Below are 16307 nucleotides of genomic sequence, written 5' to 3'. Positions count from 1 at the left end.
CGATGTCGCGACGCCCACGCCAGAAACAACCTGTGACGGCAGCAGATGTCGAGCGCGCGCTCGATAAGCTGGCGTGGGTCATGTCGCGCTCGCGCAATCCGGGCCTTGGCGCCCCGCTCTGGAAGCGTCTGGAATCTGAACTTGAGCGCCTGAGGGAAGAAGAAGCGATCGTTGCTGCCGCCCAGGCACGTCTCAAACGATCGAAGGATCGAACGGCAGCTCTATCCGCTTGAGCTCGGTCTGACGCCATTTAAGCGAACCACCAGAACCATAGCGCGGTCGATCGATGGCATGGCCCATCAGTATCCTGCGCAGTTCTTCATCCAGTCCGCCCTCTTTCATTCGGTCTTCAAAAGCATGCCGGAATGAATAGATCTTGTGCTGGCTCGTGGGGAAAAGCTTGTTGTCCTTGAAATAGTTATTGAGCGTTCCCGACAACTCACCTTCACGGTTGCGATAGCGCGGAAAACCTTTCTTGTGGCGCCTGAACACCTCCAGAGCGACCCCGATCAACGGCACCTGGCGCTCCGACGATACGGTCTTGATCTCGCGCGGATCGTCTGGATCGATACGCGGCTCAATGGCTATGTGCGGCACCGGATGATCGACGCGAATGGCGCTCTCCGACAGGTTGGCGATCTCACTGGGACGCGCTCCGGTCTCGATGATTGCCAGGACAATGCCCCGCGCTTCTTTGTTCAGGCTGGCCAGATTGCCTGGCTTCATGATGGTCCCGGTGATCCATTCTGTCGGGAATGGCGGCCGCGTGCGCTTCTTTTTGACCGAGAAGGACAGCCCGTTGAAGGGATTTTTGCGCTCTTCGTCCCCGATATGCTTGAAATAACTCTCATAGAGCACCCGCATATTGCCGATGTCGCGATTGCCCGATGAAGCGGAGTGTGTCGGCCTGCCCTCTTTGGGTACGATTCGCTCGAGCCAGTGCCGGTAGATCTTCATCGCGTCGTCGCGCGTGATCTCGTGCATGGCCTTGTCCCCGCACAGCGCCACGAAATTATTGACCGCGCGCTGTTTGACCTTTTTCCACTGAGCCTTCTGGTTTGCGGACTTGCCGACATGCTCGTGCGAAACGATTTCGTCGACATAGATCTCGAAGGCTTCAGTGACCGTTACCGGTGGCGCTTCGACCATGCCGGCGATGGCCTCGGCCGTTGCAACTGGCGTGCGCGTTTCATCGATCGCGCGAAAACGGTCGATGATCTCATCGATCAAGCCGGTCTGGGCGAGTTGGTGGGAGGTTCGATAGGTGTAGCCGAGCGCTTCCACCCGACGCATGGCGGCTTGGTAGCGCGCGCGGGCCGGGTCCTGTGGCTGCTCGAGCAGGATGGAAGCCCAGAGTGCATCGTCGGCAGCTTCCAGGGCATCGCGCTTTGCCCGTGCCAACGCGAGATCGTCGGTCTTGAGCGACTGGCGAATCATGGGCGCGCGTTCGTCCAGTTCGGCGACGGACATCGGAACGCGACGCTTGTAGTGATAATTGCCCTGCCGCTGAAACAGGTATCGATCCGGGTCTTTTCGTGCAGACTTCCGCGCCATACGCACCCCCTGAAAACGGGTCGCATGGCCCGCCTAGTGGCACGGTATGTGGCACAAAATGGCGCATGAGATCAAGCGCGCCGATGGCGCAAAAATGAAAAGTCCAGCAATTGCAGGAGGTTAGGCTTCTCGCCTCGGGCCAATGATGGTGCGGTCGAGAAGACTCGAACTTCCACGGGAGTTACCCCACAGCGACCTCAACGCTGCGCGTCTACCAATTCCGCCACGACCGCACTGTCATGGAAAGAGCCGCCCGTTCGGGCCAGCGGGTGTGCATGTAGCAAAAGCCAATTGATCCCTCAAGTGCTTAAATCGCACTTGATGACATTCTTTTCACAGCCAAAGCGTTTCCAGAGCAAAGGACAAACGCCTCCGTGGGTGAGAGTCATGCAAAAACAGGGTTTTAGGATTGCTGCCAGATGTCGTCAAAACGAGAACGGCTCTTTGCTTGGCAGCTTAGTGGCCAGCCGGCTTGATGACCTTCTGCGTAACCACCACATTAAGCTGGCCTTCTTCGACCTGCACTTCGCCTTTGGCAATCAGGGTGTTATTGGCATAAATACGCATCGGGTCATGCTCAAGCGTGTCGAGTTCGATGACCGCACCGCGCCCAAGCCGTAGTAAATGGTGAACCGGCATGATCGCTGCACCCAGTTCTACAGAGATATCGACTTCAATTGTTTCAAGCGTATTCATTACAAACCCATGCACCAGAGGCTTAAAAACGAGACTCAGCCCGCATCACTCAGCGTGCATACACAATTGAGCAATCATGGTTAGTGAAGTGTTAAAACCGGAAACTTTGGGCGCAAGCGCACGCAACAATATCCTGCTGCGCGCCGACGCAAAGCCGGCCGACTGGATAATTGCCAGGGCCCCTGTGCCTTATCCGCTTGCGCTGGAAACCATGCGCAACCATGCCGCAGCGATTGCCAATGGGCAGGCACACGAAGCGATCTGGCTGGTGGAGCACCCTCCCCTTTACACGGCGGGCACGTCTGCCCGAGCGGACGATCTCTTGAACCCGGACCGGTTTCCTGTGTTCGATGCCGGACGCGGCGGCCAATATACCTATCACGGCCCCGGTCAGCGGGTCGCTTATGTCATGCTGGACCTGCGCGAGCGCGGTCGCGATATACGCGCTTTGGTTTCAGGGCTGGAAAACTGGGCCATCGATACGCTGGAAGCCTTCAATATCAAGGGCGAAAAGCGCGAAGGGCGCATTGGGGTCTGGGTGCAGCGACCCGAAAAAGGCCCCTTTGTCGAAGACAAGATCGCTGCGATCGGCGTGCGGGTTTCGCGTTGGGTCAGCTTTCACGGCATTTCGCTCAATGTCGCGCCCGATCTCGACCATTATTCCGGCATTGTGCCGTGCGGCATCAGCCAGCACGGCGTGACCAGCTTTGAAGATCTGGGCCATCTTGTCAGCATGGAAGAAGTGGATTCGGCACTCAAAAGCAGATTTGAGACCCATTTCGGGCCCACCGGACTTGTATCGGGCGACATACCGACACAAGTTGAACAATCATGATTCCCCGTTCCACCCCGGTGCAAGGACGAACGATATGAAGTTTGAAGACATACGCAAGCTCGCGACAGGCACGATCCTGTTCGATCTCAACAGGATCATCGCGCCGCGCATTGTAACCATCGTCTATCTGCTCGGCCTTGCCGCGATAGCGCTCTGGGCGATCAATCATTTCTTTCTGACGTTCAGCTTCGGGTTTGGAAGCGGGCTTTGGGGCCTTCTCGAAATCCTGATCTTCGGGCTGCTCGCCATGATGATCCTGCGCGTGGCCTGCGAGGCGGTGATCGTCTATTTCAAGGCCCACGCATCCGAAGCCGAACAAGTGACCCAGCCACGCGGTTCCGCCTCGCTGATAGACGATGTACGTGATGCGATTGAGGATCTTGCAGAACAGGAACCCGATTTCGCCGATGACGACCCTGTCGATACGGTGCTCCCGGCGGCATCGATGCCCGACCCGTCGGTATCCTCGCCACCACCACCACCTGCAAAATCGACAGTACCAACTCCGCCGCCACCCGCGCCGCCCCCAACGCCACCGGTCGCTGCACCCAAGCGCGCAGCACCAAAGGCCGCAGCGGCAAAGACAACGGCGAGCCGCAGCTCTGCCAGGCCCGCTGCCAAAAAGCGCGCGCCTGCAAAGAAGACTACACCCAAAATCGGCCCCGATACGTCCGCAACCGAATAGACCTGCAGATTATCGCATAGCTGCCATGAGGGCTGGCAAAGATTGACCTTTGCCAGCTTTTCGCTATGACACGCCCAATGTTATTGGTTTGTGGCCCATCGGGGCCGAAAAGTGCTATTTTCGCTCCGATATGCCCTATGAAAAGGTTGGATTGCCGCCCATGAGCGCGCCGACGCAAAATGCCCCGAAAATCGGTCTTGTCAGCCTGGGATGCCCCAAGGCGCTGGTTGATTCCGAACGTATTCTCACAACCCTGCGTGCGCAGGGCTATGCCTTCTCACCCTCTTATGAGGGTGCCGATGTCGTAATCGTGAACACCTGCGGTTTTCTCGACAGCGCCAAGGCCGAAAGCCTCGACGCTATTGGCGAAGCCATTCATGAAAACGGCAAGGTGATCGTAACCGGCTGCCTCGGTGGTGAAGAGGAAATGATCCGCAAGGCCCATCCGGGCGTGCTGGCGGTTTCCGGCGCCCATCAGTATGAGGCCGTGGTCAACGCCGTGCATGAGCATCTGCCACCGGTTCCCAACGCCTATGTGGACCTGGTGCCCGAACAGGGTTTGCGGCTGACCCCGCGCCACTATGCGTATCTCAAGATTTCAGAAGGCTGCAACAACCGCTGCTCTTTCTGCATCATTCCCTCGATCCGCGGCGATCTCGTCTCGCGCCCAATCGCATCGGTGCTCTATGAAGCTGAACGCCTGGTCAAGGCGGGCGTCAAGGAGATCATGGTGATCTCGCAGGACACCTCCGCTTATGGCGTGGACATCAAATATGCCACTTCGCCCTATCGCGGGCGGCAGGTTGAAGCGCGTTTCCAGACGCTGGCGGAAGAGCTGGGAAGTCTGGGGGCGTGGGTGCGGATGCACTATGTCTATCCCTACCCGCATGTGGACAATGTGATCCCACTGATGGCCGATGGGGTGATTCTGCCCTATCTCGATATTCCGTTCCAGCACGCCAGCCCGCAGGTGCTCAAGACCATGCGGCGCCCGGCCAATCAGGAAAAGACCGCCGACCGCATCCGTAAATGGCGCGAAATCTGCCCCGATCTGGCGATCCGCTCGACCTTCATTGTCGGTTTCCCCGGCGAGACCGAGGAAGATTTCCAGATGTTGCTCGATTGGGTCCATGAGACCAAGATCGACCGCGCGGGCGCGTTTCCTTACGAGCCGGTCACGGGCGCGAAGGCCAATGATCTGGGGCTTGATGAAGTCCCCGACGAGGTCAAGCAGGAACGCTATGGCCGCCTGATGGAAGCGTTGCAGGTCGTTTCGGCCGAGCGTCTGGCAGGCAAGGTCGGACGCAAGATTGACGTGCTGGTCGATGACGTCGAACCCGAGGAAAACCGCGTCATTGCCCGCAGCCAATGGGACGCGCCCGAAATCGACGGCAATGTGATCGTGGAAGAAGCCAGCGGCATCAAGCCGGGTGACATGATTTCGGTGAACGTTGTCGATTCTGACGAATACGATCTCTACGCGGTGCCGGCGGACAAGATTCAGTGAGCCACCTGATCTATGACGTGCCAATGGATGGCGGTCCGCTGAAGTTGGGCCGCGATCCGCTCGTCATGGGCATATTGAATGTGACGCCGGACAGTTTCTCGGATGGCGGCGACCACAATGGCGTTGCGGCAGCGGTCGCACAGGCGCAAGCCATGGCAACCGAAGGTGCCGACATCATTGATGTGGGCGGGGAAAGCACCCGGCCCGGCTCACAAGCCGTTGGCGTGCAGGACGAACTCGACCGGGTTATGCCCGTTCTCGATGCCTTGGCCGAAAGCGGGCTGGGATGCACCGTCTCGATCGATACCTATAAGGCACTGGTTGCCGATCAGGCCATTCAGGCCGGGGCGAAAATCATCAACGACGTCCAGGGATTCCAGCGCGACCCCGAAATTGCCGATGTTGCGGCCCATCACGATGTGCCCGTGATCGCGATGCACTGGGACACCGAGCGCGACGCTGAAAAAGACATTATCGATGAAATGAAGCGCTGGCTGGAGACGTCCATCAATATTGCCCTCAAAGCGGGCGTCGCGCGCGAAAAGATCATCCTCGATCCCGGCTTCGGTTTCGCCAAGACTTTCACGGAAAACTATATCCTGTTGAATCGACTCGACGAATTGCACGCGCTGGGCTTTCCATTGCTGATCGGCACCTCCCGCAAATCGATGATTGGCAAGCTGCTCGACGTCGAACCCAAGGCGCGCGTTTCCGGCACAATCGCCACCAGCGTCCTTGCCTATCTCAAGGGCGGGCATATTTTCCGTGTGCATGACGTGCGGGCCAACCGTGATGCCTTGCGCGTTGCCCATGCCGCGCTCTATGGTCCGCCGGGCGATACGGCTTGAGGGCAACGATGAACAGTTTTGGTGACAGGGACCGCATCATATTGGCTGGGTTGGCCTTTTACGGCTATCACGGCGTTATGATGGAGGAAAACAACCTCGGCCAGCGCTTCAGAATTGATCTGGAACTCGGGCTGGACATGGACGCCGCGGCGCTGACCGACGACGTGGCCCAGACGATCTCCTATGCCGATATCTACGATCTGGTCAAACTGGCCTTTGAGGAAAAACGCTTCAAGCTGATCGAGGCGCTGGGGCATCATATCATCATGCGCCTGTTCGGCACGTTCGAGCAGCTCGACTGGATCCGTATCCGGGTGCGTAAGCCGGAAGCGCCCTTGCCCATCGTGGTCGGAGAAGCAGCGATTGAAATGGTGCGGACGCGGGCACAGGTCAACGGCTGATGGCGCGGGCAGTTTTGGCGCTTGGCGCCAATATCGGCGATCCCGCGCGGCAGATTCGTGACGCCATCGCCGATATTGCCAGCCATCCCGAAATCACGTTGCTTGAACAATCCACCATCATCATAACCCCGCCCTGGGGCGTGACCGACCAGAACGACTTCCACAATGGTGCCGTGCTGATCGAAACGCAGCTCGCGCCTACGGACCTGCTTGATTTCTGCCTTGCGACGGAGGCCCGGCTTGGCCGGGTGCGTGAAGTCCGTTGGGGACCGCGCATTATCGATATCGATATTGTCGCGTATGATCGGCTGGAAATGTCAAGCAAACGGCTGACCCTGCCGCATCCTTACGCCCATGAACGGGATTTCGTTTTGACGCCGGTGCGCGAGATTGCGCCGGATGTGGCGAAATGGCTGGTGGGGCGGGATGTGTCGGACTGAACATCGGCGTTTACATTTTCGCAAGCGCTACTTTCACCCCTCACCCCCATCCCCTCTCCCTCAAGGGGAGAGGGGGCTCGCTAGGCAGCACCAGGCTTACCTTCTCCCCTTGAGGGAGAAGGTGGCCGCGAAGCGGTCGGATGAGGGGTTTGTAGCAGCTGACTCTAACTCAGGTCGTTGACAACATTCACCGCTGCATCGAACTCGATGCGGCGGCGCTTGCGGCGTTCGGAGGCCTCGAAGTCCTCGCCCCAATTGGCGATCTGGTAATCCTCATCCACATAGGCCGCGGTCCAGACCGCGTCGGCGTCATGGAGTTGCTCGCGCAAGGCGATAGCGAGCAGGCCCGAGCCGGTGATGCCGGTGATTGAGACGAGCGCTGTTGCGCTGACGAAATCGATATCGGAAAGCGCGGCTTTGAGCCGTGCCAGCGTTTCGGGCGATTGTTCCTTGTGGATAATGCCCACGGTCGGCTGAAAGCTGATGGAGAAATGGCGTGCCAGCGCCACAAGCACGACGTCCCACACCTCTTCCTGCCGCGCGACAAGCTCGCGCGGACTGTCGGCGCGATAGAGCAGGAGGTCGTTCGCACAAAACTTGATGACCTCATCGATCAATGCGATACGCGCGGCCTCGCCACCTTCAATGGCGGAATTGATGAGTTTGACATGCGGCATCAGGTCGGGATCGATTTCCTCGCGCTGCGCGTCCCATTCCTCGCGCATCTTATGCGCAAGAGCCTCACTGGAAACGGCGACAAGCGCCTTGGAGGGCGTGCGCGTCTGCCTGCCGTCGAGCGTGACGAAATAGCCCGCATCGCTGTGGGCAACCGCAACATCGGTGTAAAAGCGCTTGGGCAAGTGACGTTCAAGATGCTTTTGGGCACGGCCATAGCCATCGTCGCGATGCTCAAGTGCGTCTTCAAGAAATTCCCGCATCAAGCGAATACCTTTTCGATTGCTGCATCCAGATCCGAATAATCTTCAATGATGATGTCGGCGCCTGCATCTTCAAGCGCCTTGCGACTATGGTATCCCCAAGTGACGCCAATCGTTTTTGCACCTGCCGAAACGCCAAGTTCCATGTCGAATGTGGTATCGCCGATCATCACAGTCTCAGTCGGATCGATGCCCGTCTCCCCGCAAGCCCGCAGGATCATGCCCGGATGGGGCTTGGACGGATTATGATCCGGCGTCTGGAGGGTAACGAAATAATGGGCCATTTCATGGAGCGCCAGAATGCGATTGACCCCATGCAGCCCCTTGCCCGTGGCAATGCCCATGAGCGAGGTTTCAACGGCGTGGAGCCGGGTGAGCGCATCGAGCGCCCCAAGATAAAGCGGTTCGTGCCGCAGGCCCTGCGCGAGCATGGACCGATAATGCCCCCGATAGGTATCGGCGAGCACGATGGCAGTCTCCTCATCGCATTTCGCCAGATTCTGCATGGCAATTTCCAGAGATAACCCTATGACCGCATTGCTCATTTCCCGCGTCGGCGCCTCAAGGCCATGGGCAACGAATGTCGTTGCCATATGCTCGGCAATGATCGCTCCTGAATCGATCAAGGTGCCGTCCATATCGAACATGAGGAGGCGGGGTTTGGCCATTATGCTTCGTTCTCCGGGTCGGAATCCTGTGCGTCATACTGGTTGGCATCAAAGCCAAGCACATCAAAGGTCTGGCGCATGTGTTCGGGCAAGGGTGCCGTGATGTCGAGTCGCTTGCCGTTACGTAAAGGCAGCGCCAGACGCCGGGCGTGAAGATGAAGCCCCTGCCCCAGATCTTCAGGCCGCTCCCAGTTCCAGTTGTCGAGATTGAAATAGCGCGGGTCATCGAGAATGGGCGTACCAAGCTCCATCATATGCACGCGCAACTGGTGCGTACGGCCCGTTACCGGCTTGAGCGTGACCCAGGCGAACTTGTTGGCCGCACTATCGGTGACCGAATAATAGGAAACCGAGTGCTGGGCACCTTCATCGCCATTGCCGACAACGACCATCTGCTCGCCATCGCGCGTGCCCTGCTTGGCCAGAAAGCACGAAATGCGGCCCTGACGCGGGTTTGGCGCGCCGACGACAACGGCCCAGTAAATCTTGCGGGCCGAGCGGGACCGAAACACCGTACCGAAATGGCTGGCAGCCGCGCGGGTCTTGGCAACGAGAAGGCAGCCGGACGTATCCCGGTCAAGCCGGTGAACAAGGCGTGGCGCTTCACCCTTCTTGTTGGGCAGGCTCGCCAGCATTCCATCGATATGCCGCTTGGTGCCAGAGCCGCCCTGCACAGCAAGGCCATGCGGCTTGTTAAAGACATAAACTTCATCATCCTCATAGAGAATGAGGTCACGCAAAAAGGCAGCGTCCTTTTCGTTGGTCCTCGGCTTTCCGGTCGGCGCTGGTGCATCGCCAAGCGGCGGTACGCGCACCAATTGCCCAGCCGCGAGGCGAGTATTGGTCTGCACCCTGCCGCTATCCACCCGTATCTGACCCGAGCGCAGCAGCTTTTGCAGCCGGCCGAAGCTCAGCCCTTCAAAATGAATGGAAAACCAGCGGTCCAGCCGCATTCCGTCTTCATCGCGCGCCACTTCGCGCAATTGTACGCCGCTCATACCTATTCCTTTTCGCAACCGGAACTGTTGGCCGGTAGCCTCGTTTGCCGCCGTTTTAGCGACAAATCAGTCTCGCGTCATGTGCAATCACCCCGATTGATCGCGCCGAGCTTCCCGAAGCTTGCCGAAATACTCCATACGCTTGCGGATTTCGCGCTCGAACCCACGCTCGATGGGTTTGTAAAATTCCTGCCGCCCGATTTTCTCGGGGAAATATTCCTGGCCGGAAAACCCTTCGGGCGTATCGTGATCGTAGATATAGCCTTCCCCATAGCCCTCGGATTTCATTAGCTTGGTGGGCGCATTGAGAATTGCCATTGGCGGGGTGGGAGAACCCGTCTGCTTCGCCAATGCCAGCGCGCCTTTATAGGCGGTATAGACCGCGTTGGATTTCGGTGCAGTCGCCAGATAAACCACCACCTGCGCCAGCGCCAGTTCACCTTCGGGAGAACCGAGCATGTGATAGGCGTCCTTGGCCGCCGTCGCGATGGGCAGGGCCTGGGGATCGGCCATCCCGATGTCCTCAACCGCCATGCGGATCAGCCGACGGGCGAGAAACATGGGGTCTTCGCCCGCATCGAGCATACGCGCGAAATAATAAAGCGCCGCATCGGGGTCCGAACCGCGGACGGTCTTGTGCAGAGCCGAAATGAGATTGTAGTGCCCATCCTGGCTCTTGTCGTAGATGGGTGCGCGCCGCTGGACCAGCTTTGTCAGGCCCGCGTGGTCGAGAGTTTCATCGGGACCAGTTGCGGCATCGACTTCCTCGATCAGCCCCAAAAACGCCCGGCCATCGCCATCGGCCAGCGAGATCAGGGTTTCGCGTGCATCGCCATCGAGCGGCAACGCGCGGCCCAACTCCGCTTCGGCACGGCGCGCAAGCGCTTCCAGGTCGTCCCGATCAAGACTTTGAAAGCGCAGGACCTGCGCACGGCTCATCAAGGCGGCATTGAGTTCAAAGCTAGGGTTTTCCGTGGTGGCACCGACAAGCACCACCGTCCCATCTTCCATGACGGGTAGAAACGAATCCTGTTGCGCGCGGTTGAAGCGATGGATTTCATCGACAAAGAGCAGGGTTTTCTGCCCGGCACGGCGCGCGGTTCGGGCGGTCTCGAAAACCTTCTTGAGATCGGCAACACCGGAAAAGACCGCAGATATCTGCTCGAACCGATAGCCGATGGCATCGGCCAGCAGCCGCGCAACGGTGGTTTTCCCCGTACCCGGCGGCCCCCACAGGATGAGCGAACCCAACCGCCCAGAAGCCAGCATGCGCCGCAGCGTGCCATCCTCCCCCATGACATGGCTCTGCCCGATCACCTCGTCGAGCGTTTGCGGCCGCAGGCGATCCGCCAATGGACGATCTCCATCGAGTGGATCGCTGCGCACGCTTGGAATGTTGTCGGGAAAAAGATCGCTCATGAAATTCGTTCTGCCTGTCACCTATCCGCTCACGAAAGAACGGATGACGCTGCCGCCTCGTTGCAGAACGATTTGCCAACCGTTCGGCCGCTGACTGGCGATGGATTGAAATGTCTCAATATCACGAATTTCCATACCATTGAGGCTTAGGATCACATCGCCGGACCGTATTCCAAGGTTTTGTGCAGGGCTGCCGCGTTCGACATCGACAACAGCCACGCCCTGAACCGAAAAACCAAGGCGCAACTCCTGAGCCAGCGCAGGGGTCAATTCCGCCGCCGTCACGCCGGCAAAGCGCGTATTGCCCGAAATCGTCGCCTGCCGGTCTGAGATCGGCGGCGCCGGTGCCATCTGTACCTGCGCCACAAGACTTTCCCCGTTGCGCAGAATGGAAAATTCCGCTTCCGTGCCGATCTCCTTGGTGGCGATACGATAATTGAGCGCTTCGGGGTCTTCGACCGGAATACCATCGATTGCCACCACCACATCGCCAGAACCCAGCCCGGCAAGTGCTGCGGGACTTTCAGGAGCAACCTCGGTAATCAACGCGCCGCGTGGCATTTCCAGCCCAAGCCCGCGCGCCAGATCTGAATCAAGCATCTGCAATTGCGCTCCGAACCATGGGCGCACGATTTCGCCGCCTGCTTCACCGGCAGCGGCGATTACACGCGCCATATTGGCGGGAATGGCAAACCCGATGCCCTGGGAGCCGCCTGAGCGGGTGAAGATGGCCGTGTTGATACCAACCAGCCGGCCACTCATATCGACCAGCGCACCGCCTGAATTGCCGGGATTGATCGCCGCATCGGTCTGGATGAAGAACTGATAGTCGGTAATGCCCATTCCGGTGCGGGCAAGTGCGGACACGATGCCGCTCGACACCGACTGACCAACCCCAAACGGATTGCCTATGGCCAGCACCAGATCGCCAACCTCCAGGCGATCGGAATCGGCGAATTGGACCGTCGGGAAGGTTTGCCCCTCACTGTTGGCAATCGCGAGCACTGCAAGATCGGTGGCGCTGTCGGCCAGCACCAGATCGACATTATATTCGCGCCCGTCGGAAAGCATGATGCGTATGTCGGTGGCGCCTTCAACCACATGGTTGTTGGTCAAAATAGTACCATTCTCGCCAATAATGACGCCCGACCCCAGTGACTGGGACTGCCGCGGGCGCTGCTGGAACATGGGCGAGCGGCCAAAGAACTGATCGAAAAACGGATCGCCGAAAAGGCTTTGTCGCTGCTGGCTGATCCGCGTGGCATAGACATTGACGACCGCTGGCGCGACTTCCCGCACGATGGGTGCGAAACTCAACTGTATTTCTGCCTGGCTGTCGGGCAGGCGGCGGTCGACCTGAGCTTGAGCCGACAACGGCATCAGTGCAACCAGAGCGGACAGGACAAAGGCACGAAACATCCATTATCTCCAACAGGTTGAGATCGGGTCATAAGGTGGTGCGGCAGGCCGGAGGTTGCAAGTGAACAAGCCGTAAGATTTGCGCGAACGCGCCCATCTGTGCACAATGATCCTCATGGCTCGCAAAATCGTCACACAGATCAAATATTGCTGGGCCAAAGCCATTGCGGCACGAGCCGATGCGCCCTATAAGCCCGCGCTCCCAACCTGCATTATGAGGGTCCCGTGAATGGACATTGCGTCGCAGCGCACCTACGCTAATACCGCAGAACTGATCGCGACTGAAGAACCCGATTACCCCAGCTTCCTGTTCTCCGAACGGATACTGGTCGAGGCGATCAGAACATTCAAAACCGGCTTTGACGGGCTTTTGACCTATGCAGTCAAATCGAACCCATCGCCCCATATTCTTTCGATCATGCATCGCGAAGGCCTCAAGGCGTTCGATGTGGCATCCAATACGGAAATGGCGCTGATCGGCGAATACGCCCCCGGCGCAGCCCTGCACTACAACAACCCGATCAAGTCGCGGCGCGAGATCGCCCGCGCCTATGACGAATTCGGGGTCCGCTCGTTCACCATCGATCACATTGCCCAGCTCGACCAGCTTGCAGCGGTAATACCGCCTTCACCCGATGTCGAGGTGACAGTCCGCTTCAAGGCCGGCAAGGCCCTCAAATCCTATGACTTCGGCACCAAGTTCGGCGTTATGGAAGAAGGTGCCATCTCCATATGCACGCTGGCCAAGGCCATGGGCTATTCAACCTCGCTCTGCTTCCATGTCGGTAGCCAGTGTGAAGAAGCCTATGCCTATGAACGTCATATCGCCGCTGCGGGCCGCATTGCCCAGGCCGCCGGCATCGAACTCAAACGCCTCAATATCGGCGGCGGCTTCCCTGCCCCCTATATGACAAGCTCGGCGCCGCCGCTCGATGTCTATTTCGAAACCATCCGGACAGCGGTGACAGACACGTTCGGCTCCAACAAGCCCGAACTTATTGCCGAACCGGGCCGCGGCCTTTCGACCGGCTGTACCTCTCTGCTGCTGCGCGTCAAGCACGTCCGCGGCGAGCAATCGGTCTATCTCAACGATGGGGTTTATGGTTCTCTGATGGAAGCCATGATCCTCGAATTCATGCCACCAATCCGCGTCTGGCGTGGCGACAAGGTACTCACCGGCGAAAGCTGGGACTTCAAGGTCTTCGGCCCCACCTGCGATAGCTGGGACGTGATGCCGCAAAGTTTCATTCTTCCGGCAGCAATCGCTGAAGATGACTATATCGAATTCGGCCTGATGGGCGCCTATACCCAAGCGTCACTGACCCCGTTCAACGGCTTTGACCGCCGCGACCTCTACTGGGTCGACGATATTCTGGTGTGAATTTGCCCAAAACGGACGGAGACAGAGGCGCGCTCAACGGCTCTGTCTCGCGATTTGTATCAGGCATGGACCGCGTCGACCTGTTCTACCATGCGGTCCAACATCAAACCCCAGCCATGTTCGCGACCGGCCGCGCCATCACTATCGCCGATCACGCTCATTTGCTCGCTATAGGTGAGTCTGGTGCCGGTCGTGTCGTCTTCCAACCGTACCGTCACCAGCGATACCGAATGAACATTCCCGTTCATGGCCATTGAATACGCATAGACGATCAATGCGTCCGGCACGATCTTGAAAAAGCACGTTTCGTTTTCATGCAGGCCCATCTCATTGGAAAAGGAAGCGTACTCCCGGCCGCCCGGGCGGAAATCGACTGTATATCCGCTCTTGGCAACATCGGCCCCTGCAAACCATTTGGCTTTCTGCTTTGGATCGGCCCACGCCTGAAAAACTGTGGTCCGCGACGCTTTAAGCCGGCGTTCAATTGTAAAGCTGTCCGCTTTGACTTCCATAGTCATCCTCAATCCTCCTTGGTCTTTATATAATCCTCAAGTCGGTCGAGCCGTGCCTCCGCTTCACGCCGGAGATGGGCTGCCCACTTTTCGACTGCGACCAGCGATTTGCCCCTCAGTGCCACCGTTCGCACCCTGCCATTCTTTTCGGAATGCACGAGGCCAGCCTCTTCGAGAATTTGCAAATGTCGCAGAAAGGTCGGGGTGGCCATCTTGAACGGTCGTTGTAACTCCGAAACACTGGCACCCCCACGGCACAACCGTTCCACAACAGCAAATCGCGTGGGGTCGGAAAGCGCAAAAAACATCGGGGCAAGCTGATACTTAGTCATAACGCTAACTAACCACAGCACAATAGCGACGTCAACATACTTAGTCTAAAAACTAAGTTTTCGCCGGCATGATACGTTTTCACGCTATTGAAAAGACAAGGGGCGGCTCGTGAGAGCCGCCCCATTTAAATTTTCAAGCCTTTGACGTGCGATTACGCTGCTGCATTCTCTTCCTCGTCACGGACGAAATCAGCAGTCGGACCGGAGTCCTTGCCGCGTGCCTCAACGTCGCGATCAACGAATTCGATAACCGCTACCGGTGCGTTGTCGCCGTGACGGAAGCCAGCCTTGAGAACGCGGGTGTAACCACCATTGCGTTCCTTGTAGCGGGGCCCGAGGACGTCGAACAGCTTGCGAACCATTGCCTCATCGCCAACCTTGGAAATGGCCTGACGGCGGGCATGGAGATCACCACGCTTACCGAGCGTGATGAGCTTTTCGACGATGGGACGCAACTCCTTCGCCTTGGGAAGGGTCGTTACGATCTGCTCATGCTTGATGAGCGCGGCGGACATGTTCTTGAACATCGCCTTGCGATGCGAAGAGGTCCGGTTCAGCTTGCGGCCGGCTTTACCGTGGCGCATGGTACTCTCCTAAATGCTCTTTTGCTTCGCGGAAGATCAAAAATGATCTTCGTAACGCTTGGCGAGATCTTCGATATTTTCAGGCGGCCAGTTGTTGACATCCATCCCGAGATGGAGGCCCATCTGAGCCAACACTTCCTTGATTTCGTTGAGCGACTTGCGCCCAAAGTTCGGAGTGCGCAGCATTTCTGCTTCGGTCTTCTGAATAAGATCGCCAATATACACGATATTGTCGTTCTTGAGACAGTTTGCCGAACGCACGCTCAGCTCCAACTCGTCGACCTTCTTGAGCAGCGCAGGATTGAAAGCAAGTTCCGGTGTGGACTCCTCTGCTTTTTCCTTTGTGGGCTCTTCGAAGTTTACGAAAACGGAAAGCTGATCCTGGACGATACGAGCGGCGAAAGCCAAGGCATCTTCAGGGGAAATCGAACCGTTAGTTTCAATCTGCATGGACAGCTTGTCGAAATCAAGGTTCTGACCTTCACGGGTCTTCTCAACCTTGTAGCTCACACGCTTGACCGGCGAGAACAGCGCATCAACGGCGATATAGCCGATCGGCGCGTCTTCGGGACGGTTGCGGTCAGCCGGGACATAGCCCTTGCCGGTATTCACAGTGAACTCGACATTGATCTCGGCGCCATCGTCAAGGTGGCAGATCACAAGTTCCGGGTTCAAGATTTCAATATCGCCGGTCGTATTAATATCGCCAGCCGTTACCGCACCGGGGCCCTGCTTGCTGAGCGTGAGGCGCTTGGGACCCTCATCACCCATCTTCACCGCGATTTCCTTGACGTTGAGAACGAGATCAGTCACGTCCTCACGCACGCCGGGAATCGACGAGAATTCATGCAGCACACCGTCGATCTGAATCGCGGTAACGGCTGCACCTTGCAGAGACGACAGCAATACACGGCGCAGCGTGTTGCCAAGGGTCAAGCCATAACCGCGCTCAAGCGGTTCGGCGACCACAGAGGCCACGCGCGCGGAATCGCTGCCCGGAATAACGTCCAGCTTGGTCGGCTTGATCAATTCTTGCCAGTTTTTCTGGATCATCACGTTCAACATCCTTTCAAAAGAGCGGCCCTGCCCC

General features: G+C 58.0%; 19 protein-coding genes and 1 tRNA gene. 8 read left to right on the top strand and 12 right to left on the bottom strand.

Features of this window, described 5'->3' with window-relative positions; translation table 11 throughout:
* The first annotated feature begins 2 nt into the window (after positions 1-2).
* Positions 3-233, top strand: coding sequence for a hypothetical protein (locus tag EO133_RS06290; protein ID WP_164734908.1), 231 nt, complete (start codon positions 3-5; stop codon positions 231-233).
* Here EO133_RS06290 and EO133_RS06285 read toward each other — a convergent pair.
* The 3 genes from EO133_RS06285 to EO133_RS06275 all read right to left on the bottom strand — a co-directional run bounded on the left by EO133_RS06285 (position 193) and on the right by EO133_RS06275 (position 2250).
* Positions 193-1554, bottom strand: a complete 1362-nt coding sequence (locus EO133_RS06285; RefSeq protein ID WP_127071814.1) for a DUF6538 domain-containing protein — start codon at positions 1552-1554, stop codon at positions 193-195. The two genes, EO133_RS06290 and EO133_RS06285, sit on opposite strands and share 41 nt — an antisense overlap.
* A 146-nt stretch (positions 1555-1700) precedes the next feature.
* Positions 1701-1787 (bottom strand) — tRNA-Leu (locus EO133_RS06280).
* A gap of 223 nt (positions 1788-2010) precedes the next feature.
* On the bottom strand, positions 2011-2250 hold the full coding sequence (locus EO133_RS06275) for a FliM/FliN family flagellar motor switch protein (RefSeq protein WP_127071813.1): 240 nt from the start codon (positions 2248-2250) through the stop codon (positions 2011-2013).
* A gap of 76 nt (positions 2251-2326) precedes the next feature.
* On the opposite strand from EO133_RS06275, the gene lipB reads away from it, so the two are divergent.
* From lipB to folK, 6 genes are all read left to right on the top strand, one after another.
* Positions 2327-3085 (top strand): lipoyl(octanoyl) transferase LipB, encoded by a 759-nt coding sequence (gene lipB, locus EO133_RS06270; RefSeq protein ID WP_127071812.1) that lies wholly within the window; start codon positions 2327-2329, stop codon positions 3083-3085.
* A 34-nt stretch (positions 3086-3119) separates the two neighbouring features.
* Positions 3120-3770 carry a DUF4282 domain-containing protein gene (locus EO133_RS06265; RefSeq protein WP_127071811.1) on the top strand — a complete coding sequence of 217 codons (651 nt, stop codon included), beginning with the start codon at positions 3120-3122 and terminating at the stop codon, positions 3768-3770.
* Positions 3771-3930: 160 nt separating this feature from the next.
* A complete protein-coding gene (rimO, locus tag EO133_RS06260) occupies positions 3931-5277 on the top strand; it encodes a 30S ribosomal protein S12 methylthiotransferase RimO (RefSeq protein WP_127071810.1) in 1347 nt (448 codons plus the stop codon).
* Positions 5274-6125 carry a dihydropteroate synthase gene (folP, locus tag EO133_RS06255; protein ID WP_244640901.1) on the top strand — a complete coding sequence of 284 codons (852 nt, stop codon included), beginning with the start codon at positions 5274-5276 and terminating at the stop codon, positions 6123-6125. The genes rimO and folP overlap by 4 nt, the downstream gene beginning before the upstream one ends.
* An 8-nt stretch (positions 6126-6133) precedes the next feature.
* Positions 6134-6526: a dihydroneopterin aldolase gene (gene folB / locus EO133_RS06250; RefSeq protein ID WP_127071809.1), complete on the top strand. Its 393-nt coding sequence runs from the start codon at positions 6134-6136 to the stop codon at positions 6524-6526.
* On the top strand, positions 6526-6966 hold the full coding sequence (gene folK / locus EO133_RS06245) for a 2-amino-4-hydroxy-6-hydroxymethyldihydropteridine diphosphokinase (protein WP_127071808.1): 441 nt from the start codon (positions 6526-6528) through the stop codon (positions 6964-6966). Before folB ends, folK begins: the two co-directional genes overlap by 1 nt.
* Before the next feature lie 164 nt (positions 6967-7130).
* On the opposite strand, the gene EO133_RS06240 is transcribed toward folK, so the two are convergent.
* The 5 genes from EO133_RS06240 to EO133_RS06220 all read right to left on the bottom strand — a co-directional run bounded on the left by EO133_RS06240 (position 7131) and on the right by EO133_RS06220 (position 12408).
* On the bottom strand, positions 7131-7904 hold the full coding sequence (locus EO133_RS06240) for an ATP12 family chaperone protein (RefSeq protein WP_127071807.1): 774 nt from the start codon (positions 7902-7904) through the stop codon (positions 7131-7133).
* A complete protein-coding gene (locus EO133_RS06235; RefSeq protein WP_127071806.1) occupies positions 7904-8572 on the bottom strand; it encodes an HAD-IA family hydrolase in 669 nt (222 codons plus the stop codon). Before EO133_RS06235 ends, EO133_RS06240 begins: the two co-directional genes overlap by 1 nt.
* The gene (locus tag EO133_RS06230) at positions 8572-9570 is read right to left on the bottom strand and encodes an RluA family pseudouridine synthase (RefSeq protein ID WP_127071805.1); all 999 of its coding nucleotides are present in this window, start codon (positions 9568-9570) and stop codon (positions 8572-8574) included. The genes EO133_RS06235 and EO133_RS06230 overlap by 1 nt, the downstream gene beginning before the upstream one ends.
* Positions 9571-9657: 87 nt before the next feature.
* Positions 9658-10989, bottom strand: a complete 1332-nt coding sequence (locus EO133_RS06225; RefSeq protein ID WP_127071804.1) for a replication-associated recombination protein A — start codon at positions 10987-10989, stop codon at positions 9658-9660.
* A gap of 21 nt (positions 10990-11010) precedes the next feature.
* Positions 11011-12408, bottom strand: a complete 1398-nt coding sequence (locus tag EO133_RS06220) for a DegQ family serine endoprotease (protein ID WP_127071803.1) — start codon at positions 12406-12408, stop codon at positions 11011-11013.
* Between the two features lie 229 nt (positions 12409-12637).
* Here EO133_RS06220 and EO133_RS06215 point away from each other — a divergent pair, with 229 nt between their 5' ends.
* A complete protein-coding gene (locus EO133_RS06215; protein ID WP_127071802.1) occupies positions 12638-13789 on the top strand; it encodes a type III PLP-dependent enzyme domain-containing protein in 1152 nt (383 codons plus the stop codon).
* 59 nt (positions 13790-13848) lie between these two features.
* Here the strand turns inward: EO133_RS06215 and EO133_RS06210 are convergent, their stop codons facing one another.
* The 4 genes from EO133_RS06210 to EO133_RS06195 all read right to left on the bottom strand — a co-directional run bounded on the left by EO133_RS06210 (position 13849) and on the right by EO133_RS06195 (position 16282).
* On the bottom strand, positions 13849-14307 hold the full coding sequence (locus tag EO133_RS06210; RefSeq protein ID WP_127071801.1) for an SRPBCC domain-containing protein: 459 nt from the start codon (positions 14305-14307) through the stop codon (positions 13849-13851).
* 2 nt (positions 14308-14309) lie between these two features.
* Positions 14310-14633 carry an ArsR/SmtB family transcription factor gene (locus EO133_RS06205; RefSeq protein ID WP_127071800.1) on the bottom strand — a complete coding sequence of 108 codons (324 nt, stop codon included), beginning with the start codon at positions 14631-14633 and terminating at the stop codon, positions 14310-14312.
* Between the two features lie 152 nt (positions 14634-14785).
* Complete coding sequence (gene rplQ / locus EO133_RS06200) at positions 14786-15217, bottom strand: 50S ribosomal protein L17 (protein WP_127071799.1); 432 nt, start codon at positions 15215-15217, stop codon at positions 14786-14788.
* A 36-nt stretch (positions 15218-15253) separates the two neighbouring features.
* The gene (locus EO133_RS06195; protein ID WP_188681927.1) at positions 15254-16282 is read right to left on the bottom strand and encodes a DNA-directed RNA polymerase subunit alpha; all 1029 of its coding nucleotides are present in this window, start codon (positions 16280-16282) and stop codon (positions 15254-15256) included.
* Between the last annotated feature and the right edge of the window lie 25 nt (positions 16283-16307).

The organism is Pelagibacterium lentulum (assembly GCF_003992625.1).
Lineage (GTDB): Bacteria > Pseudomonadota > Alphaproteobacteria > Rhizobiales > Devosiaceae > Pelagibacterium > Pelagibacterium lentulum.
This window is presented reverse-complemented; position numbering and strand designations above follow the sequence as displayed.

What these genes read in the sequence shown, in the direction of transcription:
- EO133_RS06290 (WP_164734908.1), top strand. Translation starts at nt 3, where the DNA reads ATGTCGCGACGCCCACGCCAGAAACAACCTGTGACGGCAGCAGATGTC.
- lipB (WP_127071812.1), top strand. Translation starts at nt 2,327, where the DNA reads ATGGTTAGTGAAGTGTTAAAACCGGAAACTTTGGGCGCAAGCGCACGC.
- EO133_RS06265 (WP_127071811.1), top strand. Translation starts at nt 3,120, where the DNA reads ATGAAGTTTGAAGACATACGCAAGCTCGCGACAGGCACGATCCTGTTC.
- EO133_RS06240 (WP_127071807.1), bottom strand. Translation starts at nt 7,904, where the DNA reads ATGCGGGAATTTCTTGAAGACGCACTTGAGCATCGCGACGATGGCTAT.
- rplQ (WP_127071799.1), bottom strand. Translation starts at nt 15,217, where the DNA reads ATGCGCCACGGTAAAGCCGGCCGCAAGCTGAACCGGACCTCTTCGCAT.
- EO133_RS06230 (WP_127071805.1), bottom strand. Translation starts at nt 9,570, where the DNA reads ATGAGCGGCGTACAATTGCGCGAAGTGGCGCGCGATGAAGACGGAATG.
- EO133_RS06205 (WP_127071800.1), bottom strand. Translation starts at nt 14,633, where the DNA reads ATGACTAAGTATCAGCTTGCCCCGATGTTTTTTGCGCTTTCCGACCCC.
- EO133_RS06220 (WP_127071803.1), bottom strand. Translation starts at nt 12,408, where the DNA reads ATGTTTCGTGCCTTTGTCCTGTCCGCTCTGGTTGCACTGATGCCGTTG.
- rimO (WP_127071810.1), top strand. Translation starts at nt 3,931, where the DNA reads ATGAGCGCGCCGACGCAAAATGCCCCGAAAATCGGTCTTGTCAGCCTG.
- EO133_RS06210 (WP_127071801.1), bottom strand. Translation starts at nt 14,307, where the DNA reads ATGACTATGGAAGTCAAAGCGGACAGCTTTACAATTGAACGCCGGCTT.
- EO133_RS06285 (WP_127071814.1), bottom strand. Translation starts at nt 1,554, where the DNA reads ATGGCGCGGAAGTCTGCACGAAAAGACCCGGATCGATACCTGTTTCAG.
- EO133_RS06235 (WP_127071806.1), bottom strand. Translation starts at nt 8,572, where the DNA reads ATGGCCAAACCCCGCCTCCTCATGTTCGATATGGACGGCACCTTGATC.
- EO133_RS06275 (WP_127071813.1), bottom strand. Translation starts at nt 2,250, where the DNA reads ATGAATACGCTTGAAACAATTGAAGTCGATATCTCTGTAGAACTGGGT.
- EO133_RS06195 (WP_188681927.1), bottom strand. Translation starts at nt 16,282, where the DNA reads ATGTTGAACGTGATGATCCAGAAAAACTGGCAAGAATTGATCAAGCCG.
- EO133_RS06225 (WP_127071804.1), bottom strand. Translation starts at nt 10,989, where the DNA reads ATGAGCGATCTTTTTCCCGACAACATTCCAAGCGTGCGCAGCGATCCA.
- folK (WP_127071808.1), top strand. Translation starts at nt 6,526, where the DNA reads ATGGCGCGGGCAGTTTTGGCGCTTGGCGCCAATATCGGCGATCCCGCG.
- EO133_RS06215 (WP_127071802.1), top strand. Translation starts at nt 12,638, where the DNA reads ATGGACATTGCGTCGCAGCGCACCTACGCTAATACCGCAGAACTGATC.
- folB (WP_127071809.1), top strand. Translation starts at nt 6,134, where the DNA reads ATGAACAGTTTTGGTGACAGGGACCGCATCATATTGGCTGGGTTGGCC.